Origin of the sequence: Arthrobacter sp. UYP6 (assembly GCF_040547315.1) — a bacterium.
In the GTDB taxonomy this organism is placed as follows: Bacteria; Actinomycetota; Actinomycetes; order Actinomycetales; family Micrococcaceae; genus Arthrobacter_B.
Genome location: NZ_JBEPPM010000003.1, coordinates 121,863 through 147,893, shown reverse-complemented (window position 1 = coordinate 147,893; position 26,031 = coordinate 121,863). Strand labels below are relative to the sequence as shown.

Genomic DNA, 26,031 nt, shown 5'->3' with positions numbered 1-26,031 from the left:
TTAGGCCAGTGCTGCCTTGTCCACCGCTCCCCCGTACCGGCGGTCCCGGCGGGCATAAATCTCCACCGCTTCCCACAGGGTGCGGCGGTCAACGTCCGGCCACAGAGTGTCCATGAACACCATCTCCGCGTAGGCGGACTGCCACAGCATGAAGTTGGAGAGGCGCTGCTCCCCCGACGTCCGCAGGAACAGGTCCACGTCCGGCAGGTCCGGTTCATCCAGGTACTTCTGGATGGTTTTCTCGGTGATTGACCCGGGGCGCAGCTTGCCACGCGCAACGTCGGCCGCAATCGCGGAGACGGCGTCGGTGATTTCAGCCCGGCCCCCGTAGTTGACGCACATGTTCAAAGTGCAGACCGTGTTCTCCCGCGTCACCTCTTCGGCGATCTCCAGTTCCTTGACCACTGACTGCCACAGCCGCGGGCGGCGGCCGGACCACCTGATCCGCACGCCCCACTCATTGAGCTGGTCCCGCTGCCGGCGCAGGACGTCGCGGCTGAAGCCCATCAGGAAACGCACTTCCTCCGGTGACCGCTTCCAGTTTTCGGTGGAGAAGGCGTACACGGAAACGTGGCGGATACCCATCTCCACCGCTCCGGCCATTACATCCAGGAGGGCGGCTTCGCCGGCACGGTGCCCTTCGGTGCGGGGCAGTCCGCGTTCATTGGCCCAGCGGCCGTTGCCATCCATGACGATCGCCACGTGCTGCGGCACCAGCTCGCCGGGCACCGGAGGGGGAACCGCGCCGGAGGGGTGCGGTTCGGGACGGACTGTTGGATGGGACTTTGCACGCAAGCTTAGACACGCTCCACATGTTGAAGTGACTTGACGACCCGTTCCAGGTGCCATTGAAGATAGCTGCCCACCAGACCCGCCGACTCGCGCCGGGACTGCTGGCCGGCGATGTCTGCGGTGTCCCAGTCTCCGGAGAGGAGAGCGGCCAGCAGGACCATCGTTTCGGGTGAAGGTGATGCCGATCCAGGCGGACGGCAGGCGGGGCAGACCGCTCCGCCCAGGGCGGCCGAGAACGCCGTGTGCGGTCCCGGCGCACCGCAGCGGGCACAGACGGTGAAGCTCGGCGCCCAGCCGGCGGTGGCCAGCGCCCGCAGCAGGTAGGAGTCCAGGATCAGCTCCGGCGCATGCGCCCCGCGGTTCAACGCAGCCAGCGCCCCGATGACAAGGTGATAATGGGCGTTGGCCGATTCGCCGTCGACGTCGGTGAGCCGCTCAGCGGTTTCGGCGATCGCCGCTGCCGCCGTGTAGCGCGCGTAGTCCGAGACGATGCCGTGCCCGTAGGCGCCCAGAGTGGACGCCTGCGTGACGATGTCCAGGTTGCGGCCAGAGGACAGCTGCAGGTCGGCCACCATGAACGGCTCCAGCCGGGCACCGAACTTGCTGGAGGTCCGGCGCACCCCTTTGGCCACGGCGTGCACCTGTCCATGGCTGCGGGTGAGCAGGACCAGGATCCGGTCAGCCTCGCCCAGCTTGTGGGTGCGCAGAATGACGCCCTCGTCCCGGTACGTCCGGGAAGCAAATGATTTTCCTGCCACGAACCCTATTTTCCCACGTCTTGCTCCCGCCGCGGCGCACCCGGACACAGGATCCGGGCGCGCCCGCTGCGGGAGTTGGTCAGGCCTGGTCCCTGATGGCCCGGTTTACGGCGGAGATGACGGCCTTGAGGGCAGACATAGTGGTGTTGGAATCGATCCCGACACCCCAGAGCACCCGCTCCCCCACAGCCAGTTCCACGTAGGCGGCTGCGGCCGCGTTGCCGCTGGCCGAGAGGGCATGCTCGGTGTAGTCCAGCAGCCGGACGTCAATGCCGTCCTCACTGAGGATTTCCAGCAGGGCGGCAATGGGGCCGGTGCCGGAGGCACTGCGCTTCTGCTGCACTCCTCCATTCATCAGTGATGCCGTCAGTTTGAACGTACCGTCCTCAGCGGTGTCCGCGTTGACCGAGGAAAGGGCGTAATGTCCCCACGGTTCGCCGTCGGACTCCGGAGTGTTGGGCAGGTACTCGTCCTGGAAGACCTTCCACAGTTCGGCACCGGTGACCTCGCCGCCGGCGGTATCAGTGCGTCGCTGGACCACGCCGGAGAACTCAATCTGTGCCCGGCGGGGCAGGTCCATGTTGTGCTCGTTCTTGAGCAGGTAGGCAACGCCGCCCTTGCCGGACTGGCTATTGACGCGGATCACTGCCTCGTAGCTGCGGCCGATGTCCTTGGGATCAATCGGCAGGTATGGCACGGCCCACGGAATGTTGTCCACTGTGGTGCCGGCTGCGGCGGCATCCTTTTCCATCGCTTCGAAGCCCTTTTTAATGGCGTCCTGATGCGAGCCGGAGAACGCCGTGAACACCAGATCTCCGCCGTAGGGCGAACGCTCGGGAACGGGCAGCTGGTTGCAGTGTTCAACGGTCCGGCGGACGTGGTCAATGTCCGAGAAATCAATCTCAGGGTCGATACCCTGGCTGAACATGTTCATGCCAAGGGTCACCAGGTCCACGTTGCCGGTGCGCTCTCCGTTACCGAACAGGCAGCCCTCAATGCGGTCGGCGCCGGCCAGGTAGCCCAGTTCCGCGGCAGCAACACCGGTCCCGCGGTCATTGTGTGGGTGCAGGGAGAGAATGATGGACTCGCGGTTGGCCAGGTTCCGGTGCATCCACTCGATGGAGTCGGCGTACACGTTGGGCGTGGCCATCTCCACGGTGGCCGGCAGGTTCAGGATCATCTGCCGGTCCGCAGACGCTTCCAGGACTTCGGCCACCGCGTTGGAGATACGCAGGGCAAAGTCCAGCTCGGTTCCGGTGTAGGACTCGGGTGAGTATTCGTACGTGAGGTCAACGCCGCGCAGCTGCTCTTCATACTTTTTACACAGCCGGGCACCGGAGAGTGCAATGTCAACAATGCCGTCCTGGTCGGTATTGAACACCACCTTGCGCTGCAGCACCGACGTGGAGTTGTACAGGTGGACAATGGCCCGGTCCGCGCCTTCGAGGGAGTCGTACGTCCGCTCGATCAGGTGCTCCCGAGACTGGGTCAGCACCTGGATGGTGACGTCATCGGGAATCCGGTCGCCCTCAATCAGCTGGCGGACAAAGTCGAAGTCCAGCTGCGAGGCGGACGGGAAGCCCACCTCAATTTCCTTGTAGCCCATCTGCACCAGCAGATCGAACATCTTGTGCTTGCGTTCGGGCGTCATGGGATCGATGAGGGCCTGGTTGCCGTCCCGCAGATCCACTGCGCACCAGCGCGGTGCCTTGGTGATGAGTTTGTCCGGCCAAGTGCGGTCCGGAAGTTCGAAACTGATCTGCTCGGAGAACGGAGTGTATTTGCCGATGGGCATTCCCGAGGGCTGCTGTGCATTTCGCATGTCTGGTGGGGCCTTTTCTAGGAGTTCAGAAGAGCGGCCGGGCAACACAAACTCCGCAGCGAGGGGCGGCCTATACGTTGGTTATGGCCTCGCCACGGCAGCTAAGGAGAAGAAGCTCTGCGCGCACGTGACAACCCTAACAGTGCCGGCAGGGCCTACCCAATTGTTAATTGCCGAATGCGCTCTGGCACGTAACCTGGGCGGCAGTCTGCCCGGACAGGTCGCCAACGTTGCCGGCGTCCGGCATCGTGTTTTCGGTGGCGAAGTCCTGGCCAACCTGCACGCTGACGCCTGCCACCAGGTTGCTGGCAACCACCTGAACGGTTGGAACTGCCAGGGCCGCTGCCACCTGCTCCGCCATTTCCAGGTAGCCGGGAGCGTAGAAGATTTGGGTGGCAGGGCTGGCGGCGGCCGTCTGCCCGCCGGCTGTGGACAGCGTGTATCCCTCAGAAAGCAGGTAGGCCGCAAGGGCCTGGTCCCGGGATTTGGTACCGGCGTCGCTGGTATTGCCAGTGGCATCAAGGATGGTTACCGGAATGGACGCCGGATCAAAGGCCGGGGCTTCCTCCACCGGCTCCGACGGATCAGCGGTGCCGTCCGGAGAGGTACTTTCCGGTGCCGGTTCGGTTTCCGGTTCAGTAATGTCCTGGTCGGCAACCAGTGCTTCGAAAAGCGGCGTGGCGGCGGCTTCGTCCAGGACAAGACGGTTGGCGTCGTACTCGTACGGCACCACCGGCGCCGTAACAAAGGCAACCCGGCTCAGGTCAACGTCCTTCAACCGGCCGGCCAGGGCGATCAGGGAGGAGACCTCGGTCAGTTCCTTGTCCACCGTCAGGTTGCGGGTCACAGTTTCCGCGATGGAGTACAGCTTGGGCAGGTTGTTCAGAGTGCCTTCATCGTTGACCTTGCGGACCATGGAGGCCAGGAAGCTCTGCTGGGCGCGGATACGCCCCTCGTCTCCCCCGTTGCCGAACCCGTGGCGGGTTCGGAGGAAGGCCAGTGCCTGATCGCCCTTCACACTGCTGACGCCGGCGGGAAGGCTGAGCCCGGACAGGTCGTCCTCGATCGGCTGGTTCACGCACACCTCAACCCCGCCCAGAGTGTTGGACAGTTCCTTGACGGCGTTGAAGTCGGCCATCATGAAGTGGTCAACGCTGAGCCCGGTGAGTTCGTTAATGGCGGCAACAGTGCAGCCCGGACCGCCGTTGCCCAGGGCTCCGTTGAGCTGGCCCAGCTCCACGGCCGGATAGATGTTTCCGGTCTCCGGATCCAGGCATTCCGGCAGCGGGACCAGCAGGTCCCGGGGGAAACTCACCACCGTGACGTGCGACCGGTCCGCGGACATGTTCGCGAGCATCATCACATCGGAGTTGTTGCTGTCCTGGCCCTCGCGATTATCCGTTCCCAGGATCAGGATCTGCAGCGGATCGGTGTTGGTATCCACCGGAGCCACGGATTCCTGGTTGGAACCAAGGTTCAGCGGCTTTGTATCGAAGTTCTGCTGCAGCCGGATCAGCTGCACACCCACGAAGACCAGCCCTGACACCAGTGTTAGCGACAGGATCAGGGCCACCGCCCGAAGAACGGGATGCCCGTTGCTTCCCCTGCCAAGGTGACGTCCACCCGGAGTGGAGGCTGCAGCGCCTCGGGAAACTGAGTTTCCGGAGGGACCGGCACCCGTGTCGGCACGGCGAGATGACATGGGCCGGTCCCCTTCAATGATTCGTGTTAAGTCTTGCAAAACGGCGGTGATGCAGCCAATGGCTTTTCAAAGTGTACGCGGAGCCCCTGAGAAACGTATTCAGGGGATCCGCCTCGCAGGAGGCTAGAAGCCCAGTTTGACCAACTGCTTGGGATCGCGCTGCCAGTCCTTCGCGATTTTGACGTGCAGGTCCAAGTAGATGCGGGTCCCCAGCAATGCTTCGATGGCCAGACGTGCGTTGGTACCGACTTCGCGCAGCCGGGCCCCGCCCTTGCCAATGATGATCGCTTTCTGGGAAGAGCGTTCAACGTACAGATTCACACGGATGTCCAGGAGCTGGTTGTCCGGGGAGCGCCCCTCGCGGGGCACAATCTCATCAACAACCACGGCCAGGGAATGGGGAAGTTCATCCCGCACGCCTTCCAGGGCAGCTTCGCGGATCAGTTCGGCCACCATGACGGCTTCCGGCTCGTCGGTCAGTTCACCGTCCGGGTACAGCGGCGGCGAGGAGGGCATGTAACCGGAGAGGACCTCGGCCACAGTGTCCACCTGGAAACCGTCCGCGGCGGAGACCGGAACAATATCCGCCCATCCGGCCTCGCCCAGGACTTCGTTGCCCAGCGCGGTCACGGCCATCAGCTGCTTGGCAAGGGCCGCACGGTCCACCAGGTCGGTTTTGGTCACCAGTGCCACTACCGGCTTTTTCTTCAGCGCGGCAAGCTGCTTGGCGATGTAACGGTCACCCGGTCCCACTGCTTCGTTGGCCGGCAGGCAGAAACCAATGGCGTCCACCTCGGCCAGGGTGTCTGCCACCAGGTCATTGAGGCGCTTGCCCAGCAGGGTACGGGGACGGTGCAGGCCCGGAGTGTCCACCAGGATCAGCTGGGAATCTTCACGGTGAACGATTCCACGGATGGTGTGCCGCGTGGTCTGCGGCTTGCTGGAGGTGATGGCCACCTTCTGGCCAACCAGCGCGTTAGTCAGCGTGGACTTTCCGGCGTTGGGCCGGCCCACCAGGGAGACGAAGCCGGCGCGGAACTGTGGATCAGTCATTACGTGGTACCAATTCTGTTGAGGAGACGCGGGAGGATGCCCTGCCGTCGTCGGAATATGTATCTGTAGCGGCGGTGCCGGGCGCTTTCCAGGCAATGATGTGGGACACCCGGTTGCGGCGGCCTTCCAGCCGCTCGGCATGCAGGACGACGCCGTCCACCACCACTTCGCTGCCGACAATCGGCACCCGGCCCAAGGCTTTGGCCAGCAGGCCGCCCACGGTGTCCACTTCGTCGTCCTCGAGGTCGATGTCAAACAGCTCACCGAGATCGTCGATTCCGGCGCGGGAGCTGACGCGGTAGCGGCCGTCACCGAGGTTTTCGATTTCGGGGCGCTCGGAGTCGTACTCGTCCACGATCTCGCCCACAATCTCTTCGATGAGGTCTTCGAGGGTCACCAGGCCCGCGGTGCCGCCGTATTCGTCAATGACAACCGCCACATGGGTGGATTCGCGCTGCAGCTCCTGCAGGAGTTCACTGACCGCTTTGGACTCCGGAACGTAGCGGACCCCGCGGGCGAACTCTTCCACGCGTCGGTCGCCCGGCGCTCCGGCGTCGGAGTGCATCTGGGCCGCCACATCCTTGAGGTAGAGGATCCCCACAATCTGGTCCGCGCTGTCCTCGATCACCGGCACGCGGGAATATCCCGAGCGCAGGAACAGCGACATGGCCTGGCGCAGCGTGGAACCGGCCTCTATGCACACCATGTCGGTGCGCGGCACCATCACCGACCGGACCTTGGTGTCGCCCAGCTCGAAGACCGAGTGGATCAGCTCCGCCTCGGTGTTCTCGATCATGTCCGCTTCGGACGCGCGGTCCAGCAGTTCGCGGAATTCCTCTTCGGTGAAGAAGGCTGCGTCCGGACCCTGGGTGCCGGGCGCAACAGCCGTGCCCAGCCGGACGAGCCAGCCCGGAATCGGGCCCAGGACCACGCGGAGGAACCTCACCATGCCCGCCGTCAGGACAACGACGGCGGTGACGTGCCTGCGGCCGATCTGCCGGGGCGAGACTCCCACCAGGACAAAACCAACCCCGGCCATCACCACGGTGGCCAGCAGGCCGGCCAGCCAGATGTTGTCCAGGAGCATCTGGAACAGGGTGGCCACGGTGACGGCAGTGGCCATTTCGAACCAGACCCGCCAGAACCGCAGGGCGTGCATGTGGGCAACGGGATGCTGCAGGATCCGGCGCAGCGGCTTGCCGGCCTTGCCGTGGAGCAGGGCTTCGGCTTCATGCCGCGGCAGGTATCTGTACGCGGATTCAGCAGCGGTCAGCAGTCCGGCCAGGACCAGGAAGGCCACGGCCATGAAGATCAGCAGGGCCACGCTCAACTGCGCGTCTCCTTCGGGGCTTCACGGCCCAGATAGGAGGACAGAAGCTCACGCTGCAGGCCAAACATTTCCTTTTCCTCGTCAGGTTCGGCGTGGTCATATCCCAGCAGGTGCAGCACACCGTGCGTAGTGAGCAGCAGCAGCTCTTCCTGCATGCCGTGGCCTGCCGTTTTTGCCTGCTCGGCTGCCACCTGCGGGCACAGCACAATGTCGCCGAGCACACCGGCGGGTGTCGGGCGTCCCGGGACACCGGGCCGCAGTTCATCCATGGGAAAGGACAGGACATCGGTGGCACCCGGGATGTCCATCCATTCAATGTGGAGTTTTTCCATCGCATCCTCGTCCACCAGGATGATGGAGAGGTCCGCTTCCGGATGCACATAGAGGTTTTCCAGGAGGTAGCGCCCCAGCCGGGACAGTTCCTCTTCATCGACCGCAATGGTGGATTCGTTGTTTACTTCGATGCTCATTTGGCGGTACCCCGTCCTGCAGTGCGCCCGGCCCGGGCTGTTGCCGGAGCAGTACTGCGCCGGGATTCGTCCCATTCGCTGTAGGCAGTCACAATGCTGCTCACCAGCGAATGCCGAACCACGTCGGATGCCGAGAGTTCCGAGAAGGCAACATCGTCCAGATCACCGAGAATGTCGTGGATGATACGCAGTCCCGAAGCGGTTCCGCCGGGCAGATCCACCTGGGTGACGTCGCCGGTCACCACCATCTTCGAGCCGAAGCCCAGACGGGTCAGGAACATCTTCATCTGCTCCGGGGTGGTGTTCTGCGCTTCATCCAGGATGATGAACGCGTCATTGAGCGTACGGCCGCGCATATACGCCAGCGGAGCCACTTCAATGGTTCCCGCCGCCATAAGCCGCGGAATGGAGTCCGGATCCATCATGTCGTGCAGCGCATCGTAGAGCGGGCGCAGGTAGGGGTCGATCTTGTCGCTGAGCGTTCCGGGGAGGAAGCCCAGCCGCTCTCCGGCTTCAACCGCGGGGCGGGTCAGGATGATCCGGCTGACTTCCTTCTGCTGCAGTGCCTGCACGGCCTTTGCCATGGCCAGGTACGTCTTGCCGGTACCCGCGGGACCAATCCCGAACACTATGGTGTTTTCGTCGATCGCGTCCACATAGTTCTTCTGGTTCAGCGTTTTGGGCCGGATGGTGCGGCCGCGTGTCGAGAGAATGTTCTGGGTCAGGACTTCTGCCGGACGCTGGGCACTCTGGTCCCGGAGCATGGTGATCAGCTGGTCCATGAGCTGGGGCGTGACTTTGGTCTGGCTCCTGGCCAGGACCCGGACCTCATTGACCAGACGCAGAGTCAGTTCAACCACTCCGGCCGGACCCGAGATGGAAAGCTCGTTGCCTCGCACGTGCAGGTTGGCTTCCGGATAAGCGGCCTCAATAATCTTGAGAGCCTCGTCATTGGCGCCCAGCGACTGGACCATGTGTTCCGTGGAATCAAAGATGATGGTCTGGCGATCCAGCCCGATGGTGCCAATTCCTGAGGATTCAGTCATATATTCGGCCTTCCCAGGCCTTTCATCGCCCCTTTGCAGAGTCTGTCGTGTTACGTCTGTCGTGTTAAGTGTGTGTGTCGTGTAGACCTCGCCCGGCTTGGCTTGAGTGCGTCCCCTCAAGCTATTAAGACAGGCACTTCAATATTACTTGATGCCTCCGCCCCCGTCTCCTTCCGTTTAATCCGGCTCTCACGGCATTGACGAGGTGAGGGCGGCACACTGCCCGGGTATCAATCGGGTCTCAGTCCGGTAGCAGGAAGGTTAAGACCGCAGATCCGGCTTTCCCCGTATGCCAAGCTGGAAGCCGACCAATGAGCGAAAGGAGGACAAACATGGACGCATCGCCGCAACTTCGGTACCGGCTGCACCGCCGAAACATTGTGGGCCTGCTTGCAGCCTCCTCGCTTTTCCTGAGCAGCTGCGGAGTGGTTGCAGCCACCCCTACCACCTCTATGCCCTCCACCTTCAGTGAGGCGGCCGGCTCGCTCTCCGCCCCCCTGGGCGCCACGGCCCCACCCGAAGGAAAGCCGGCTCCAGGGCGCATCCCCATCTACTGGCTTGGCTTGAACGGCTCCAATGTGTTCCTGTACCGGGAGTTCCAGCCGACTGAGTCCAGCGGCGATCCGATTGTCGAAGCAGTGACTGGCATGGCCGCGGGCAAGCCGTCTGACCCGGACTACTTCAATCCGTGGAACAAGGCCGGAAGCGTTAGCGCGTCGATCTCCGGCAAGAACGTCATTACCGTTGATATCTCCTCTGATGCCTTTAAGAATTCCCTTGACGCCGGCATGGCGCACCGGGCCGTCCAGCAACTGGTCTATACAGCCACAGCCGCCGCGTCAAATGCCGGCCTGATCACAGTGGGCCACCCGCCTTCCGTAGTGCTGCTGGTGGACGGCAAGGCGGACTACCGTGCTTTCGGTCATGAGGTCCTGGACGGCCCACTGGAGCGCGATGCGTCCCTGATGGCCCCCATCTGGATTATTGATCCGCAGGAAGGATCCGGGGCGGAGTCACCCCTCACCGTGCAGGGCGCAGCAGCGTCGGAAGGCGGCCAGCTCTCCTGGAGCGTCGAACCGATCGTGGACGGCCGGCCCGCCGAGACCCCGGTTCACAGCGGCTACGCCGAGCTGGAGGCACCCACCGGCGGAACATCCCTGTACAGCTTTAGCGTGGAACTGGCGCCGGGCGAATACAGCGTCAGCGTTTTCCACGGAACGGACCGCGCGGACGCAGACTCCAAGCGCGTGAGCATCCGTTCCGACGCGCACTAGCCCGGTTCCGCCGGGCGCTACCAGCGGCCCAGCGCGTGGTTCAGAACAGCCAGTGCCGCCGGCCCGGCTGTGGAGGAGCGCAGAACATGCGGCCCCAAACGAACCGCCACCGCTCCGCCCGAGCGCAGCAAATCCACTTCTGATCCGCTGATACCGCCTTCGGGACCCACCACCAGGGCGATGCTCAGCGGCCGGCCGCCGCACCGTCGGCGGGCTTCGGCCACTGCCGGCACCAGCGCGCCGTCGGCCTCCTCATGAAGCACCAGCACCAGGTCCACGTTCTCCAGCCGCCGGGCGAGTGACTTGGAATCCAGCATCTCTTCGGCCACTGGAATCTGTGACCGGCGGGACTGCTTAGCCGCCGCGGTGAGGATCCCCTGCCATTTAGCCTGGCCCTTGGCGGCCTTGTCGGCACGCCAGCGCACAATGCTGCGCTCGGACTGCCACGGAATGACAGCGTGCACACCCAGCTCGGTCGCCGCTTCGATGGCCTGCTCGTCCCGTCCGCCCTTGGCGAGGGCCTGGACCAGGATCAGCGTGTCTGCTGACTCGTTTTCCTCGGTGACGGACTCCACACAGACCTCAAGCCGGGACGGTTCCGCCGCGGAAACCGTGCCGGTCAGCCGGCGGCCGGCTCCGTCCACGATGTCCACCTGCTCACCGCGCGCGAGCCGCTTCACGGCTACGGCGTGGTGGGCTTCGGCTCCTTCAAGCACAAAAACGGAACCGGGCCCGGCGGCCCGGACGGCGTCCGGTTCACCGAAGAAAATCGGGTTGGTCATGTCAGTGGTTGCCCAGGCGGTCCCGAAGGCGCGCGAAGACGCCGGATCCGCTTCCGGCCAGGCGGCCTTCGGCGTATTCCTCGCCGCGCAGCTGAGCCAGTTTGCGCAGCAGCTCCTCCTGCTCAGCGTCCAGCTTCTGCGGGGTTTCCACGTGCAGGTGGACCAGCAGGTCTCCTCTTCCGTAACCGCGAAGGTGCGTCACGCCAAGGCCCTTGAGGGTGGTCACTTCCCCTGATTGGGTGCCCGCCTTGACCGCAATTTCGCGGTCGCCGTCGAACGTTTCGAAATTGATCGTGGAGCCCAGGGCTGCCGCAGTCATGGGAACCGTCAGGGTGGCGTGCAGGTCATCACCTTCCCGGACGAACGTGGGATCGGCGTTCACCCGGATTTCCACATACAGGTCGCCCTGGGGTCCGCCGGCGGTTCCGGCTTCGCCCTGTCCACCCAGCTGGATGCGGGTGCCGGTGGCAACGCCGGCGGGGATCTTGATGTTCAGGGTCCGGCGGCTGCGGACGCGGCCCTCGCCGGCACACTCGTGGCAGGGGTCCGGGATGACTGAACCGTATCCCTGGCAGGACCCGCACGGCGCAGTAGTCATGACCTGGCCGAGGATGGACCGCACGGCGCGCTGCACCTGGCCGGTACCGTGACAGATGTCGCAGGTCCGCGGTGAGGTGCCGGGCTGGCAGCAGCTTCCGTCGCAGGTGGGGCAGGTGACCGCAGTATCGACCTCAATCTTCTTGTTGGTGCCGAAGACGGCATCCTTCAGATCGATGCGCACGTTGATCAGGGCATCCTGGCCACGGCGGGTCCGGGAAGCGGGTCCCCGTCCGCCGCCTCCGCCGGCGCCGCCGAAGAACGTGTCGAAAATATCCTGGAACCCAAAGCCCTGGCCGCCGAAGCCGGCGCCGCCGCCGAAGCCGTTGTCGTTGCCGTTTTCATTTCCGGTGGTGTCATAGATCCGGCGTTTCTGCGGATCCGCGAGCACCTCATAGGCATGGGTGACGGCCTTAAACTCGTCCTGCGCTCCGGGAGCCGGGTTAACGTCCGGGTGCAGCTTGCGGGCAAGCTTCCGGTACGCCTTCTTGATTTCTTCGCCCGTGGCGTCGCGTCCGACGCCAAGGACCTGGTAGTGATCGCTCACTCGTGCACATCGCTTCCTGTAATTGGCAGTAGCCGCGTTTGACGCGCCGCCCTCCGTCCGAAGGCGTCCGCCGGATACCGTTGCCCTCGGGCAGCGGCTGCCGGCGTACTGCTGCTGTAATATCTAACGCTTTTCTAGTTGTTCAGTATCCGGGAAAGATAACGGGCCACGGCACGGACTGTGGCCATGGTGTTGGGATAGTCCATTCGGGTTGGCCCGAGAACACCCACCTTCGCTGAAGAATCAGGTCCGTAGCCGGTGGCCACAACCGATGCTTCCGACAGGGAACCGTGCGGGTTTTCCCGTCCGATCCGCACCGAAACGCCCCGGGCGTCCTGCTCCATTTCAGACAACAACCGAAGCATGACAACTTGTTCCTCAAGCGCCTCCAGGATGGGCCCGATCGTCAGGGGAAAGTCTACTGTGGAGCGCGCAAGGTTTGCGGTGCCGGCCATGACCATGCGGTCTTCCCGGTTGATGCCTGCCAGTTGCTCCAGGCAGTGCGCCAGGGCCGCGGCGTTGCGGCGCTTGCGGGCTGGGACCATGGCCAGGCAATCGGTCAGCTGAGAGGTGATCCGGGTCAGGGAGGTGCCGCTGAGCGTGGACAGGAAATGCTGCCGCAGTTCCAGCAGGTCAGGTTCGGTGACCTGATCGGGAACCGTGATGACACGCTGTTCCACCCGTCCGGTGGTGGAAATCAGGACCACCAGTACCTGAGACGGGGCGAGCAGGACAAATTCGATGTGCCGAACAGCGGCGTTGCCCAGATGCGGATACTGCACCACTGCCACCTGGTTGGTCAGCTGCGAGAGCAGCCGGACGGTCCGTTCCATGACATCGTCGAGGTCTTCGGCGCCTTCAAGCAGGGACTGGATGGCCCTGCGCTCAGCGGCCGAGAGAGGCTTGACGTCCGAGATCCGGTCCACGAACAAACGGTACCCCTTGTCCGTGGGGATGCGTCCGGCGGAAGTATGGGGTGCCACAATCAGGCCCTCTTCTTCAAGGGCTGCCATGTCGTTGCGGATGGTGGCGCTGGAAACACCCAGCTGATGGCGTTCCACCAGTGCCTTGGAGCCCACGGGCTCGCGCGAATGAACGTAGTCCTCAACAATGGCCCGGAGCACCTCGAGTCTGCGTGGTTCACTCATGGTTTTCCCTCCCTTGCTGATGGCCTGCGCCGCTGGCGGATCACTGGCGACGTCGAGTAACCGGCAGTTAGCACTCGACATGCCCAAGTGCTAAGTCTAATACGGATCGGCGGCGTTGCTAGCATTGAGGAGCCCGTGCCCGCACGTGCCGAAGCCCCGTAGCAACCAACCACAGCAATCAGAGTGAGGACAAATCCCGTGTCTAACTTTTCTTGGGGGCCGCAGGACATCAGCGCCCCGGCCCGGCGGGTGCTGCCCAAGGTCGGCGCCGAATCCGGCCTGGTCCTCGAAGACGTACAGACCGGCTGGGTGGGGGCCGTGGTCCGGGTGGAGAAGTCCGGCGGGCTGCATCTGATGGTGCTGGAAGACCGGCGCGGCAAGACAAAGTCCTTTGAGCTGGGTTTCGGGTTCCTGCTCGACGGCGAACCGGTGGAGGTGGTGCCCGCCGTGAAGGCTGCTGCACCGGCCACCAAGCGGACGGCGTCGGGCTCGGTGCGGGTGGACAATGTGCGGGCACGCACCGCTAGGGCCAGCCGAATCTGGGTCGAGGGAAAGCACGACGCCGAGCTGGTGGAAAAGGTCTGGGGCGACGATCTGCGGGTGGAGGGCATCGTCGTCGAACCCCTGCACGGTGTGGACGACCTGTTCTCGGCAGTTCGGGACTTCAGCCCGGGCCCCGGGCGCCGGTTGGGCATCCTGGTGGACCATCTGGTGCCCGGCTCCAAGGAGTCCCGGATTGCCGCCGAGGCCATGGCAGTCCCGGGTGCGCGGGGCAACGTGCTGATTGTGGGGCACCCGTACGTGGACGTCTGGCAGGCCATCAAGCCGCAGACCATCGGCCTGGCTGCCTGGCCGGTGGTGCCACGCCACGAAGACTGGAAAACGGGGATCCTTAAAGGCCTGGGCTGGCCGCACCGGGACCATGCTGACGTTGCCATGGGGTGGAAAAAGCTGCTCGGCAGTGTCAGCTCCTACGCCGATCTGGAGCCGTCGCTGCTGGGACGGGTGGAGGAAGTCATCGACTTCCTGACCGTCCCTTAGTGACCCGCGTCCGCCGCGCCGTTGCGGGCTACCGGCCCCGGAACCAGTACCCTAGATGAGATATACAGCAGCCGGCCGACCCCGATCCGCACAGTCTCACCGGGTACCAGAGTTCCAAGGCATATGACCAAGGCGTCCAGAGTCAAAAGGAAACAGCAGTGTCGAACATCCGTCAGAACCATCACCCCCAGCCCGATGACAAGGGCTCCGGAGAGCGTCCCTCCTATCAGGGCGCCCCGGCAAATGCACTGCCCCTGACCGCCTCCGAAGACCGTCAGTGGGCAACCATGGCGCATTTCGGCGGCATCCTGGGCTTCATTCCGTCGATGGTCATTTACCTGGTCTTCCGCGACCGCGGCCCGTTCACGGCGCAGGAGTCCAAGGAAGCACTGAACTTCACCCTTCCGCCCACCATCATTGCGCTGGTGGCCTGGGTGCTGTCCTTCATACCGGTAATCGGCTGGTTTTTCGCCATCCTGAATGCCCTGCTCTGGGTTGCCATAGCAGTGTCTTCGGTGGTTGCCGGAATCGCCGTCAACCGCGGCCGCCCGTATCGCTACCCGCTGAATCTGCGCCGCATCCCCTAAGGACGGCAGGCAAAAAGAGGGCCCCGAACCGGCAAAGACGCCGGATCGGGGCCCTGTTTTTGTAGGGTGGCGGTATGTCAGTCGGGAAGCAGGCGGCGCACGACGGCGTCCGCCAGCAGGCGGCCCCGGGTCGTGAGCAGCACACGCCCCGTCAGCGCCGCCTGGGGATCCACGAGCCCGTCGGCCATCAGTCCGGCCACAGCGAGCCGGCCGGATTTCTTGAGCCGGGACAGCTCAAGGCCCTCAGCCAGCCGGGTGCGCAGCATGATGTCTTCCACGTACCGGGTTTCGGCGTCGAGCGTTTCCCGTCCGACGGCGGGTGACTCACCTGCTGCGATCCGCTGCGCGTAGGCGGTGGGGTGCTTGGCATTCCACCAGCGCACTCCCCCGGCGTGCGAATGGGCGCCCGGGCCGATGCCCCACCAGTCGTCGCTGCGCCAGTAGGCGAGATTGTGCCTGCACTGGTCCCCGGGTGTCCGGGCCCAGTTGCTGACCTCGTACCAGGACAGGCCGGCGGCGGCCATCATTTCGTCGGCCATGAGGTATTTGTCCGCGTGGTCGTCGTCGTCGATGGGCGGCACTTCACCGCGGCGCATGCGGGCGGCCAGTTTTGTGCCGTCTTCGATGATCAGGGCGTAGGCCGAAATGTGGTCCGGTTCGTAGCTCAAGGCCTCCTCGACAGAGACCTTCCAGTCCTGAAGCGACTCTCCCGGCGTGCCGTAGATCAGGTCAACACTCACGTTCAGCCCGGCGTCGCGCGCCCACTTCACGGCCTCGGGCACACGCGACGGCGTGTGGGTGCGGTCCAGGACGGCCAGGACGTGCGGCACGGCGGACTGCATGCCGAAGGAGACGCGGGTGAACCCGGCATCGGCCAGCAGCTGCAGGGACGCCGGGGTGACCGAATCCGGGTTAGCTTCGGTGGTGACCTCCGCACCCGGTTCCAGGCCCCAGGCATCAATGGCCGTCTTCAGGATGCCGGTCAGGTCCTCCGCCGACAGCAGGGTGGGTGTGCCGCCGCCAAAGAACACGCTCTTCAGGGGCCGCTGCGGCAGCCCGGAGGCAGTGAGCGCGCGGGCGGCAAACCGGACCTCCTGCTCCGCCGTGCCGCCGTACGCAGCCTGCGAAGCCCCGCCGCCGAGTTCCGTGGCGGTATAGGTGTTGAAATCGCAGTAGCCGCAGCGGACGGAACAGAACGGGATGTGGACGTAGAGACCGAAGGCCCGGTCTGCCGCTCCGGCCGCCGCCTGGGCGGGAAGCAGTCCGTCTGCGGGTGCCGGATCCCCGAGGGGCAGTGCGCTTGGTGTCACTTCTTGCTTTTATCCTTGGACTCGTCGGAGGAAAGCGCTGCCACGAAGGCTTCCTGGGGAACCTCGACGCGGCCGACCATCTTCATGCGCTTCTTGCCTTCCTTCTGCTTTTCCAGCAGCTTGCGCTTACGGCTGATATCGCCGCCGTAGCACTTGGCCAGCACGTCCTTGCGGATGGCGCGGATGGACTCGCGGGCGATGATGCGGGAGCCGATGGCGGCCTGGATGGGCACCTCGAACTGCTGGCGCGGGATGAGCTCGCGCAGCTTGCCGGTCATCATCACGCCGTAGGAGTATGCCTTGTCCTTGTGCGTGATGGAGCTGAACGCGTCCACCTGTTCGCCCTGGAGCAGGATGTCCACCTTGACCAGGTCGGCCACCTGTTCGCCGTCGGCTTTCCAGTCCAGCGAGGCGTAGCCGCGGGTCTTGGATTTGAGGATGTCAAAGAAGTCGAAAACGATCTCGGCCAGCGGCAGGCGGTACCGGATTTCCACCCGGTCCTCGGAGAGGTAGTCCATGCCGCCGAGGACACCGCGGCGGGTCTGGCACAGCTCCATGATGGCGCCGACGAATTCGTTCGGCGCCAGGATGGTCGCCGCGACCATCGGTTCGCGGACCTCTTTGATCTTTCCTTCGGGGTACTCGCTGGGGTTGGTCACCGTGACCACCTTCTTGTCCTCCAGCGTCACCTCGTACTCCACGTTGGGTGCGGTGGAGATCAGGTCCAGGTTGTACTCGCGCTCGAGCCGTTCACGGGTGATTTCCAGGTGCAGCAGGCCCAGGAAGCCCACCCGGAAGCCGAAGCCCAGCGCCGCCGATGTCTCGGGTTCGTACACCAGCGCGGCGTCATTGAGCATCAGCTTTTCCAGTGCCTCGCGCAGCACCGGGTAGTCGGCGCCGTCGATGGGGTACAGCCCGGAGAACACCATGGGCTTGGGGTCTGCGTAGCCGGGCAGCGATTCCGTGGCCGGCTTGGCCAGATTGGTGACGGTGTCGCCGACCTTGGACAGGCGAACGTCCTTAACTCCGGTGATCAGGTAGCCCACCTCGCCGACGCCCAGGCCCTTGGAGGTTGTGGGTTCAGGGGAGCTGACACCGATTTCGAGGAGTTCGTGGCTGGCGCGGGTGGACATCATCTGGATGCGTTCGCGGGGCGAGAGCTTGCCGTCAATCACGCGGACATAGGTGACCACCCCTCGGTAGGTGTCGTACACGGAGTCGAAGATCATGGCGCGGGCGGGCGCATTGGGGTCGCCCTGCGGCGCGGGGATCTCGCGGACAATCTGGTCCAGGAGAGCTTCGACGCCAACACCGGTCTTGCCGGAGACCCGCAGCACGTCCGCCGGATCGCCGCCGATCAGCTTCGCCAGTTCCTCGGCGTATTTCTCCGGCTGCGCTGCCGGGAGGTCGATCTTGTTCAGGACCGGAATGATGGTGAGGTCGTTCTCCATCGCCAGGTACAGGTTGGCCAGCGTCTGCGCCTCGATGCCCTGGGCAGCGTCCACCAGCAGCACGGCGCCTTCGCACGCAGCCAGGGAGCGGGACACCTCGTAGGTGAAGTCAACGTGGCCCGGGGTGTCGATCATGTTCAGGGCGTAGGACTCGCCGTCGAGCTCCCACGGCATGCGCACGGCCTGCGACTTGATGGTGATGCCGCGTTCGCGCTCAATGTCCATGCGGTCCAGATACTGGGCCTTCATGTTCCGGTGCTCAACCACGCCGGTGGACTGGAGCATGCGGTCGGCCAGGGTGGACTTGCCGTGGTCGATGTGGGCGATGATGCAGAAGTTTCTGATGATCGCCGGATCCGTCGCGGCAGGCACCGGTGAGAAGCGGGCCATAGGTGACACTGTGGCGGTTCCTTTACTGTTCACAGGACTTCACGGCGGCCGCGGCGGCGGAGGCCGCGTGCCGGAACCGGATGAGGCGCGGTTCGTCGGTTTTTCCTGGTGGGTTAGATACTGAATTAACAGTCTCCCACGAATGCCGGCCCGCGCTGGAACCGCAGAACGTAATAGCGTGGGCTCATGTCCTTCTCCAACCGCTCCCTGCTTTCCCTGGCCCGCTCGGCCATCCGCCTGCTGACCCGTCCCGCTGCCGGTTCCGGCACGGGGTACGGTTCGGGCACCGGAACCGCCACCAAGCCCGGACCGCCTCAGCGCCGGCGCACGTCCTCCGCCCCAACGCCGCCTGCGTCCTCTAATCGGAAATCTTCATCGAAGACCTCCACCGCTCAGAAGCCGGCGGCGCCGGGCGCCTACCCCGGCGACTATCGGGGCGCTGTCACTCCCGTTTACGCCCCGTCACCGGACGGAGCTCCGGACCCGGGTGAAGTGGTCTGGGCCTGGGTTCCCTATGAAGACGACTATTCGCAGGGCAAGGACCGCCCCGTACTGCTGATCGGCCGCAGCGGATCCCGGCTGCTGGCCCTGATGATGACCACCCGCGACCGTAACAATGGCCGCGAGTCGGACCCCAACTACGTTGATGTGGGCACCGGCCCCTGGGACAACCAGGGCCGTCCGAGCGAGGTCAAGCTGGACCGCGTGCTGCAGCTGGACCCGGCCGCCGTGCGGCGGCAGGGATCAGTCATGTCCGCCGCCGCATTCAAGCTCGTGGCCCAGCGCTTTTCTGCCCGGAACTGAGTCAATGGGCCTTCGGGCCCAAGTTCTGCTAACATTTATTGCTGTGTGTCCGCGCAGGTCGACGGGCACTTCAGTTCAGGCGCCATTACGGTATCCCCACGCCGCTCAGTCAATGTCTGGGCTGAAATTCCCTCACCGACCAAGTCCGCAATACAAAGAGAGTTTATATAAGTGGCCAATATTAAGTCCCAGAAGAAGCGCATCCTCACCAACGAGAAGGCGCGCATGCGTAACAACTCGGTGAAGTCCGAGCTGAAGACCGCAATCCGCTCCGTTGACGCTGCCCTGAAGGCCAGCGACAAGGATGCAGCAGTCGCAGCGGTGGCCACTGCCAGCCGCAAGCTGGACAAGGCTGTCAGCAAGGGTGTTATCCACAAGAACAATGCAGCCAACCGCAAGTCGGCCATCTCCAAGAAGGTCAACGCGCTCTAAGCTGTTGTTCTTGCATTAGTCTTATCGCTCTGGCCGGTCCCCTCGGGGGCCGGCCAGAGCGCTTTAAGCGGTTGATTCCACCGCGCTGGCCTCACCCGGCTGGCCTCACCGGCCGGCGGCAGCCAGCGAAATGACTGTAACGGCGTGTTCGACGGCGTACACGGGATCGCGTCCGGCGCCCTTGACCTGCGCATCGGCTTCGGCCAGGACCTGGACTGCCTTGATGAGGGATTCCTGGGACCAGTGCTGGGCGTCCCGCCGGGCCTGGTCCACCTGCCACGGTGCCATGCCGAGTTCCTTGGCCATAGAGGCCGAGGAACCGCGCAGGTTCGCCACCTTGGCAACGGCCCGGACCTTCATGGCCAGCGCGCCGACCAGGGGGACGGGGTCAACGCCGGTGTCCAGTGCGTGGCGCAGCATGGACAGCGCCTGCCCTCCGCGGCCGGCCAGTGCTGCATCGGCAACCTTGAAGGCGGTGGCCTCCACCCGCCCGCCGTAGTACTTCTCGACGAGTTCTTCGCTGATCTCCCCGGAAGCATCGTTGATGAGCTGCCGGCAGGCGGCCGCCAGGTCCGCCAGCTTCGAACCCACCGCAGCGACCAGGGCGCGCGACGCTGCCGGGTCGATTCGCCGTCGGGCGGCCTTGAACTCCTGTGACACAAAGTCCAGCTTCTCCGCGTCCTTCTTGAACGGCTGGCATTCCACCACCGGGGCTCCGGTGGACTTGACCGCATCCAGGAGTTTCTTGCCGCGGTTGCCGCCACCGTGGCTCAGCACCAGCACCGTGTCGGGTGCAGTATCGGTGAGATAGGCCAGGGTGTCGGTCAGGAACTCATCGTTCATGGCGGCGAGGTTGGAGGCTTCGATGAGTTTGGCCTCACCGAACAGCGAAGGGCTCGAATGCAGCATCAGTTCGCCGCCGGCATACGTGGCCGCATCCAGCCGAACGATTTCCGTGTCCGGCTGGTCCTGGCGCAGAGTGGCGCGGATCCGTTCCATGGCCCGGCCGGCGAGATAATCCTCGGGGCCGCTGAGCAGCACCACCGGAGCGGGTTCCACCTCGCGCCAGGAAACAACCTTTCCTGCAGACTTGCCGGTTGATTTCGCGGCACTGCGCTTCGTGGACGGAACAGCCGGATTCACAGTGAACAGACTCCTGGGAAGGGGGAAAAGGTATAGAGCAGGGAACACTCCAACATTACCTGCCCGGATTCATCGCCCGTCCAACCGCAGCACCTGCACTGTTGATCCGTTCACGGTGAGGCCTACTGAGCCCAGCTCGTCGGTGCGGGCAACGGCGGTTCCGTTGAGCCGCAGGGACTCGAGGATCCCCGGCCCGGGGTGCCCGTACTCGTTGTCGGCACCGACCGAAATCAATGCCAGCCGCGGCTTCAGCTTCTCGATCAGTGCGGTGCCGCCGTTGCGTGCCCCGTGGTGGGGCACCTTGAGAACGTCCACGCCGGCAGCACCCAGCCAGGTATACCTGGACAGCAGGGCTGCGGAGGCGTCTTCCTCAATGTCCCCGGTGAGCAGCAGAGTGATAGGGGCGCCGGTCCCGGGTTGTTCCAGGCCCTCTGCCTGCACCGGGTCCACTGTCATCAGGATCACGGAACTGGCGTCATTCTCATTGGGCGGCGGGCTGCCTCCGGGAGGAGGCCACAGGACTTCCCACCGGACGGCACCTGTGGTGGACGCCATGCCCTCCGTCAGCCGGATCATTTCCGCACCGGAGCCCGCCAGCACCGTGCGGAGGGAAGCCGGCAGATCTGCTTCCGCCGTTGAATACGCGATGCGGTGTACCCGGCGCCCGTTCAGCACACCTGAGGCACCGCCGTAGTGGTCCAGATGGGCATGGGAGAGGATGAACAGGTCCACGGTCTGAACCTGCAAACGTTTCAGGCAGCGGTCGATGGCCTCCGGCTCGGGTCCGGCATCAATGACCATGGCTCGGTGTTCGGCTGTCCGCACCACCAGTCCGTCCCCCTGGCCCACGTCACAGGCCGCGGCTACCCACCCGGCGGCCTGCGGGCCCGGCCTAAGATGAAGCCAGCCGGCAGCGGCACCGGCGGGCAGCAGCAGAAACACTGCCGCGAGGGCACTGGAGCGCACCCGTGCCGCCCTGCGCCTCAGCGGAGCTATCCGCGCCGCGTCGTGTGCAGCCCCTCCCAGCGGGAGGCCTTGAACTTCCCTGTCCGCACCGACCTGCCTCCCCTCCGGCTGCGGTCCGGCGCGCCACAGGAGCCAGACGCCGGTGCCGGCGGCGGCAGCCATCAGGATCACGCCGGGAGCGCCGGCCGGCCACGGCACCAGCGAGCCAGGAAGCCCGTCGAAGAATTTCGCCACTGCTGCCGTCCAGGCGGCACCGGCACCCGAGATGACCACCAGCGGCCCCGCGGCGGGCGGAAAAGTAGCTGCCATGACGGCGGCCAGCATCCCCACCACGGTGACCAGGGGAACCACGGGGGCCACGGCCACATTGGCCGGCAGCGAGAACGCCGGGACCTGCGGCTGCAGGAGCACCAGAACCGGTGCGCAGAACAGTTGGGCTGCCATCGGCACGGCGAGGGCAACTGCCAATGGCCAAGGCAGCCGTCTGGCCAGCACTTCAGTCAGCCGGGGCCCCAGCAGGATCAACCCCGACGTTGCCAGCACCGAAAGGATGAAGGCATAGCTGCCGCTGAGCCAGGGATCCACCGCCAACAGAACCGTGATGGAAAGGCACAGCAGCGCGGCCGGCAGCTTACCCCGCCCGGACAACACAGCAAGTGTCCCCAGGCTTCCCATGACCGCGGCCCTCAGGACGCTGGCATCAGGGCGGACCACCAGCACGAATCCCAGCAGGGCTCCAATACCGGCTGCAGCAGCCCAGCCCCGCGGCAGCCTCACAGCCCTGGCCGTCAGGAAGACGAAGGCCAACAGATAACCGCAGTTGGCGCCGGAGACCGCAGTGATATGTGTCAGTCCCGTGTTCTTCATGGCTGCTTCCACCGAGCCGTCCAGGGTACTCCGGTCCCCCAGGACCATCCCGGGCAGCAGGCCGGCGCCATCCTCTCCGGTAACCCCGGCATGTTGGCCGGCCGCAGCGGCAAAGGTGCTGCGAATGCGGGCGGTTGCGCCATACCAACCCTGCGCCGGTTCCACCTCAGGGCTCCCGCTCGCATACAGGAGGGCCACTGAACGTTCACCGGGATCAGTGGCCTGGAGCGACCCGGCGGTGGAGAACCGATCACCGAGCTTGACGTTTTGGAAACCGCTGCCGCCGATCACCAGGACCGTTGCAGCCGCGGAAAATCGCTGGCCGGCGCTGGTCGCCTGCTCCAGCACGGCCTCGATGACATAGCGCTGATCACCGCTAAAACGATCAGCCGCCACAGCACGGGCGTCCGTAGAGGCGAGAAATTCGCCGGTCACCGACCGGCCTTCGGAGATAGCAGCAGCGACCGGCCCGGCGGTCCGTTCTGCGGTCAGGACACCGGCACACACGCAGACCAGTGCTGCTGCAGCCAGAGGAGCCGCAGCCACCCGGGCTGTTGTTCGGGCACGTTGGCTGACTCTGCCCCTCATCGGCAGCAGGGCCAGGACCAGAAGTGTGATTGCTGCCAGAGCCAGGATTGCCCCGAAGGTTTCTGCTCCGCTGCTGGGGGCCCGCACGGCCATACAAGCTGCAGCCCACGAGGCAGCCGCCACCGGAACGAGCCGAAATTCCAGCAGCGGATGGATCCGTGCCTCCACCGGCCTCTCCGGCACCAGGGCACGGATTCGCTCCACCACCCCGCTGACCCTGAAGATACCGAACCCGCGAACCGCAGCAGGTTGCCCGCGTGTCTGCGGCCCCGGACCGGGAGGTTTAGCTGAGTCAGTGCCCGGTGTGCCGGGGTCATAAGGCTGCGACTTTCCCCGAACTGCTGCGGCCGTGTACCGGTGCCATCCACCGTCGCCCCTGGAATCGCGCCGGGACAGCGGCTCCGGTCCCTTCGTGGATCCTTCTTCGTTGCCGGGCCCTTTCCCTGCCATCGTGACCCCGGCGTCAGACGGTGATCAGCGGCAGCAGGGCGGCGAGCATGGCTTCACCAATACCGGGAACCGCATCAAGGTCCTCGGGACGGGAGAAACTGCCGTGTTCCTCCCGCCAGTCAATGATCCGCTGCGCAATCACCGGTCCAACCCGCGGCAGGGAATCCAGCTCCTGCAGCGACGCGGAGTTGATGTTGAGCAGAGCCCCGGAACGGTCTCCTGCCCCGGTGCCGCCTGAGCCCGCGCCGGCACCAAGATCCGGGCTCAGGCCCGGTGGCGGATTTCCAACGGTTTCACCGATCCGGGGAACCACCACCATCATTCCGTCCTGCAACAACGCCGCCAGGTTCACCGCGGTGAGATCCGCATCCGCCGCTGCTCCCCCTGCCGCGTCCACAGCGTCGCCGGTCCTGCTGCCCGAGGGAACCCGCACCACACCGGGCCGCCCCACGGCTCCTGCAACGTGGATGACCAGTACGGTGGGCACCGCGGTTGGACCATCTGCAGCTGTTTGACCGGGGTCCGACCGGGCCTCACCGGGCAAAGGGGCAGGAGCGGGGCTATCTGCGTCAGCCCCTTCCATCGGCCCGGATTCCGGGTGTCCACTGAGGTCCTTGCCTTCCGCAGCGAGCTCGACGCTACTGACCTCCACCTCCGCACCGCCTCCACGGAAGACCGCGAGGCCCCCCGCGACGCCGATCAGCAGACAGACGGCAAGGACGGCGCCGCGAAAAGGCATCATCCAGCGCCGCCGTGGTGTTTCCTGGCGGTCTTCCTCCTCGGATGCCGCCGGGTCCAGCCGTGAGGGATTCAGCTTTGCTGCGGAGGGTGCCGTGTCCCAGCGGTGTTCTGCCATGGGCCCAAAACTAAGGCGGCGGCGGGACCTGGCGTCGAAACACTCGGGGGTCTGTGCAGAACTCTCCCGGCGCGTGGCTCCCGTACCCCCTGTGCAGGAAAGTAAGCGGGCAGCTTCACTCCGTGGTCAACGGTCGATAAGAGCGCCCAAGGCCCCGGCCGGTATGATTGACGGGGCGCATTACCCTATCTCCGGGTCAGTGCCCCCGCACCCCGCACCCTATCCAGGAGCCCGAACCTGTTGAACAAGAAATCGCTTCACGACGATGGGTTCACCGGATTCCGGCCAATGAACACCCTGGACATCAACCGGATTCCGCAGCATCAGGGGATCTTCGTTGTGCTGCGGCCCGAGGGATTTGAACCCCGGTTCCTCCGTACAAGCACGGCCGGTGTCTTCAAAAAGAAAAACCCGTCTCTGCCCAAGGACAAGCTCACCGCAGAATGGGTACCGGACGCGGACATCTTGTTCATGGGAAAAGCCAGCCCCGGCAGCAAAGGCAACCGCGGGCTCCGACGCCAGATCACTGAATTTGTGGACTTCGGAAACGGAAGGCCGCCTGGGCATTGGGACGGCCGGCTGATCTGGCAGCTCGCGGATGCGGAGGACCTGCTGCTGGCATGGAAGGAACTGCCGGCAGAACAGCTCAACACTTCGCTGGCGGCATACCAAGCGGAGTTCCGGCAGGTTTACGGCAAGCTGCCGTTCGCTAACCTTGTCCAGGCCCGCATCTAAGAAGCGCATGCCCACTCAGAAGACGCATCACCGGGTGCGTTGAGCAGTTTCAGCAACCACGTGCTCGTCTAGCCGCTTCCCATCCCGGCACCCGGAACGGCGTCCGGCCCGGGAACCTGCACCGGCGGCACAGCTCCGGAATCCACGGCGATGGCCACCGCCAGCACCCCGAGACCCGCGTGGGCGGCCAGGACGGCGGGCAGCGGGCAGATCATCAGTTCCACGTCGGGAGCAGTGTCAGCAATGGCCCCGGCCAGCCGTTCGGCCTCGGCTTCATTGCCAAAGTGATGCACGGCCGCCCGCACGCGGCCGGTGCGTCCGGCGATGTCCTGGCCGACCAGTTCCGTGAGCCGGGCCAGCGCCCGGGGCGCGGAACGCACCCGCTCCAGCGGAACCACCTTGCCCTCGCGCACCACCAGGATCGGCTTGACCGCAAACAGGGTCCCGAACCAGCCGGCAGCCGCGCTGATCCTGCCGCCGCGGCGCAGCTGGTCCAGGCTGGGAACATAGAAAAGAATGCTGGCGGAACCCGCCGCTGCGCGTCCGGCATCGGCCACGGCCGAGGCGGAACCGCCGTCGCGCGCTGTTTCGGCAGCCGCGGAAACAGCAAAACCCACGCCCATCGCCACACTGGCCGTATCCATGACGGTCACGGGAATGGCAGCTGAACGGGCTGCCAGCCGAGCCGAATCCACCGTTCCGGATAATTCTCCGGAGAGGTGCAGCGAGACAATCGAGGAGCAGCCGGCCGCCGCGAGCTCCGCATAGGCGGCCTCGAACTGACCCGGCGACGGGCGGGAGGTCCGCACGTCGGATCCCTGGGCCAAAGCCAGCGCAAGGGCACCGATCATCCGGTCGGTGCCCTCGCTGTAAATCTGGTCGCCGATCATCACCGGCATGGACACCACGCGCACCAGGTCGGTCACCTCGGCGGAGCGGGCCCAGTTTTCCGGCAGCGCGGCAGCGGAGTCCGTGACCACACCCACCCGGGGTGCCGGGGCGGCACCGGTCTCCCGCAGCCGCCCCCGTTTCGCACGCGCGCCCAGCTTGTCCAGCCAGTCCACGTTCATGAGTCCCCCGAATCGGCGCG

General features: G+C 65.0%; 23 protein-coding genes. 6 read left to right on the top strand and 17 right to left on the bottom strand.

Translation table 11 applies throughout. From position 1 onward, the window contains the following. From ABIB35_RS03720 to ABIB35_RS03685, 8 genes are all read right to left on the bottom strand, one after another. Positions 1-795 (bottom strand): isoprenyl transferase, encoded by a 795-nt coding sequence (locus tag ABIB35_RS03720; protein WP_502915721.1) that lies wholly within the window; start codon positions 793-795, stop codon positions 1-3. A 2-nt stretch (positions 796-797) separates the two neighbouring features. Beyond that, positions 798-1,550: a DNA repair protein RecO gene (gene recO, locus ABIB35_RS03715; RefSeq protein WP_354179006.1), complete on the bottom strand. Its 753-nt coding sequence runs from the start codon at positions 1,548-1,550 to the stop codon at positions 798-800. A 79-nt stretch (positions 1,551-1,629) separates the two neighbouring features. Beyond that, positions 1,630-3,372, bottom strand: a complete 1,743-nt coding sequence (gene leuA, locus ABIB35_RS03710; protein WP_354179004.1) for a 2-isopropylmalate synthase — start codon at positions 3,370-3,372, stop codon at positions 1,630-1,632. Positions 3,373-3,538: 166 nt separating this feature from the next. Continuing rightward, a complete protein-coding gene (locus ABIB35_RS03705) occupies positions 3,539-5,074 on the bottom strand; it encodes an LCP family protein (protein ID WP_354179002.1) in 1,536 nt (511 codons plus the stop codon). A 123-nt stretch (positions 5,075-5,197) separates the two neighbouring features. After that, positions 5,198-6,127 carry a GTPase Era gene (gene era, locus ABIB35_RS03700; RefSeq protein WP_354179000.1) on the bottom strand — a complete coding sequence of 310 codons (930 nt, stop codon included), beginning with the start codon at positions 6,125-6,127 and terminating at the stop codon, positions 5,198-5,200. Next, positions 6,120-7,457 (bottom strand): hemolysin family protein, encoded by a 1,338-nt coding sequence (locus ABIB35_RS03695; protein WP_354178998.1) that lies wholly within the window; start codon positions 7,455-7,457, stop codon positions 6,120-6,122. Before ABIB35_RS03695 ends, era begins: the two co-directional genes overlap by 8 nt. Then, a complete protein-coding gene (gene ybeY / locus ABIB35_RS03690) occupies positions 7,454-7,927 on the bottom strand; it encodes an rRNA maturation RNase YbeY (RefSeq protein WP_354178996.1) in 474 nt (157 codons plus the stop codon). The genes ABIB35_RS03695 and ybeY overlap by 4 nt, the downstream gene beginning before the upstream one ends. After that, positions 7,924-8,973 carry a PhoH family protein gene (locus ABIB35_RS03685; RefSeq protein ID WP_354178994.1) on the bottom strand — a complete coding sequence of 350 codons (1,050 nt, stop codon included), beginning with the start codon at positions 8,971-8,973 and terminating at the stop codon, positions 7,924-7,926. Before ABIB35_RS03685 ends, ybeY begins: the two co-directional genes overlap by 4 nt. 332 nt (positions 8,974-9,305) lie before the next feature. Between ABIB35_RS03685 and ABIB35_RS03680 the strand changes: the two genes are divergently transcribed. Next, on the top strand, positions 9,306-10,247 hold the full coding sequence (locus ABIB35_RS03680) for a GerMN domain-containing protein (protein ID WP_354178992.1): 942 nt from the start codon (positions 9,306-9,308) through the stop codon (positions 10,245-10,247). Positions 10,248-10,264: 17 nt separating this feature from the next. On the opposite strand, the gene ABIB35_RS03675 is transcribed toward ABIB35_RS03680, so the two are convergent. The 3 genes from ABIB35_RS03675 to hrcA form a co-directional block, all read right to left on the bottom strand. Further along, positions 10,265-11,029: a 16S rRNA (uracil(1498)-N(3))-methyltransferase gene (locus ABIB35_RS03675; protein ID WP_354178990.1), complete on the bottom strand. Its 765-nt coding sequence runs from the start codon at positions 11,027-11,029 to the stop codon at positions 10,265-10,267. Position 11,030: 1 nt separating this feature from the next. After that, positions 11,031-12,173 (bottom strand): molecular chaperone DnaJ, encoded by a 1,143-nt coding sequence (gene dnaJ, locus ABIB35_RS03670; RefSeq protein ID WP_354178989.1) that lies wholly within the window; start codon positions 12,171-12,173, stop codon positions 11,031-11,033. A 134-nt stretch (positions 12,174-12,307) separates the two neighbouring features. Beyond that, complete coding sequence (hrcA, locus tag ABIB35_RS03665; RefSeq protein WP_354178987.1) at positions 12,308-13,321, bottom strand: heat-inducible transcriptional repressor HrcA; 1,014 nt, start codon at positions 13,319-13,321, stop codon at positions 12,308-12,310. A gap of 198 nt (positions 13,322-13,519) precedes the next feature. Here hrcA and ABIB35_RS03660 point away from each other — a divergent pair, with 198 nt between their 5' ends. Together ABIB35_RS03660 and ABIB35_RS03655 are read left to right on the top strand one after the other, a co-directional pair. Continuing rightward, complete coding sequence (locus ABIB35_RS03660) at positions 13,520-14,362, top strand: DUF3097 domain-containing protein (RefSeq protein WP_354178985.1); 843 nt, start codon at positions 13,520-13,522, stop codon at positions 14,360-14,362. 167 nt (positions 14,363-14,529) lie between these two features. Next, positions 14,530-14,949 (top strand): DUF4870 domain-containing protein, encoded by a 420-nt coding sequence (locus ABIB35_RS03655; protein WP_354179217.1) that lies wholly within the window; start codon positions 14,530-14,532, stop codon positions 14,947-14,949. 77 nt (positions 14,950-15,026) lie between these two features. Here the strand turns inward: ABIB35_RS03655 and hemW are convergent, their stop codons facing one another. Both hemW and lepA read right to left on the bottom strand, forming a co-directional pair. Continuing rightward, on the bottom strand, positions 15,027-16,259 hold the full coding sequence (hemW, locus tag ABIB35_RS03650) for a radical SAM family heme chaperone HemW (protein ID WP_354178983.1): 1,233 nt from the start codon (positions 16,257-16,259) through the stop codon (positions 15,027-15,029). Then, positions 16,256-18,109, bottom strand: coding sequence for a translation elongation factor 4 (lepA, locus tag ABIB35_RS03645; RefSeq protein ID WP_354178981.1), 1,854 nt, complete (start codon positions 18,107-18,109; stop codon positions 16,256-16,258). Before lepA ends, hemW begins: the two co-directional genes overlap by 4 nt. Before the next feature lie 177 nt (positions 18,110-18,286). On the opposite strand from lepA, the gene ABIB35_RS03640 reads away from it, so the two are divergent. Continuing rightward, complete coding sequence (locus tag ABIB35_RS03640) at positions 18,287-18,904, top strand: type II toxin-antitoxin system PemK/MazF family toxin (RefSeq protein ID WP_354178979.1); 618 nt, start codon at positions 18,287-18,289, stop codon at positions 18,902-18,904. 171 nt (positions 18,905-19,075) lie between these two features. Then, positions 19,076-19,336 (top strand): 30S ribosomal protein S20, encoded by a 261-nt coding sequence (rpsT, locus tag ABIB35_RS03635; protein WP_104054078.1) that lies wholly within the window; start codon positions 19,076-19,078, stop codon positions 19,334-19,336. Positions 19,337-19,441: 105 nt separating this feature from the next. Here the strand turns inward: rpsT and holA are convergent, their stop codons facing one another. From holA to ABIB35_RS03620, 3 genes are all read right to left on the bottom strand, one after another. Further along, positions 19,442-20,479 carry a DNA polymerase III subunit delta gene (gene holA / locus ABIB35_RS03630; RefSeq protein ID WP_502915719.1) on the bottom strand — a complete coding sequence of 346 codons (1,038 nt, stop codon included), beginning with the start codon at positions 20,477-20,479 and terminating at the stop codon, positions 19,442-19,444. Between the two features lie 69 nt (positions 20,480-20,548). Next, on the bottom strand, positions 20,549-23,107 hold the full coding sequence (locus tag ABIB35_RS03625; protein WP_354178977.1) for a ComEC/Rec2 family competence protein: 2,559 nt from the start codon (positions 23,105-23,107) through the stop codon (positions 20,549-20,551). A 256-nt stretch (positions 23,108-23,363) separates the two neighbouring features. Next, entirely contained in the window at positions 23,364-24,206 is an 843-nt protein-coding gene (locus tag ABIB35_RS03620) for a ComEA family DNA-binding protein (RefSeq protein WP_354178975.1), read from the bottom strand. Positions 24,207-24,494: 288 nt separating this feature from the next. On the opposite strand from ABIB35_RS03620, the gene ABIB35_RS03615 reads away from it, so the two are divergent. Further along, positions 24,495-24,941, top strand: coding sequence for a hypothetical protein (locus ABIB35_RS03615; RefSeq protein ID WP_354179213.1), 447 nt, complete (start codon positions 24,495-24,497; stop codon positions 24,939-24,941). 68 nt (positions 24,942-25,009) lie between these two features. Here ABIB35_RS03615 and ABIB35_RS03610 read toward each other — a convergent pair whose 3' ends face one another. Then, the gene (locus ABIB35_RS03610) at positions 25,010-26,011 is read right to left on the bottom strand and encodes a DegV family protein (protein ID WP_354178973.1); all 1,002 of its coding nucleotides are present in this window, start codon (positions 26,009-26,011) and stop codon (positions 25,010-25,012) included. Positions 26,012-26,031: the final 20 nt, after the last annotated feature.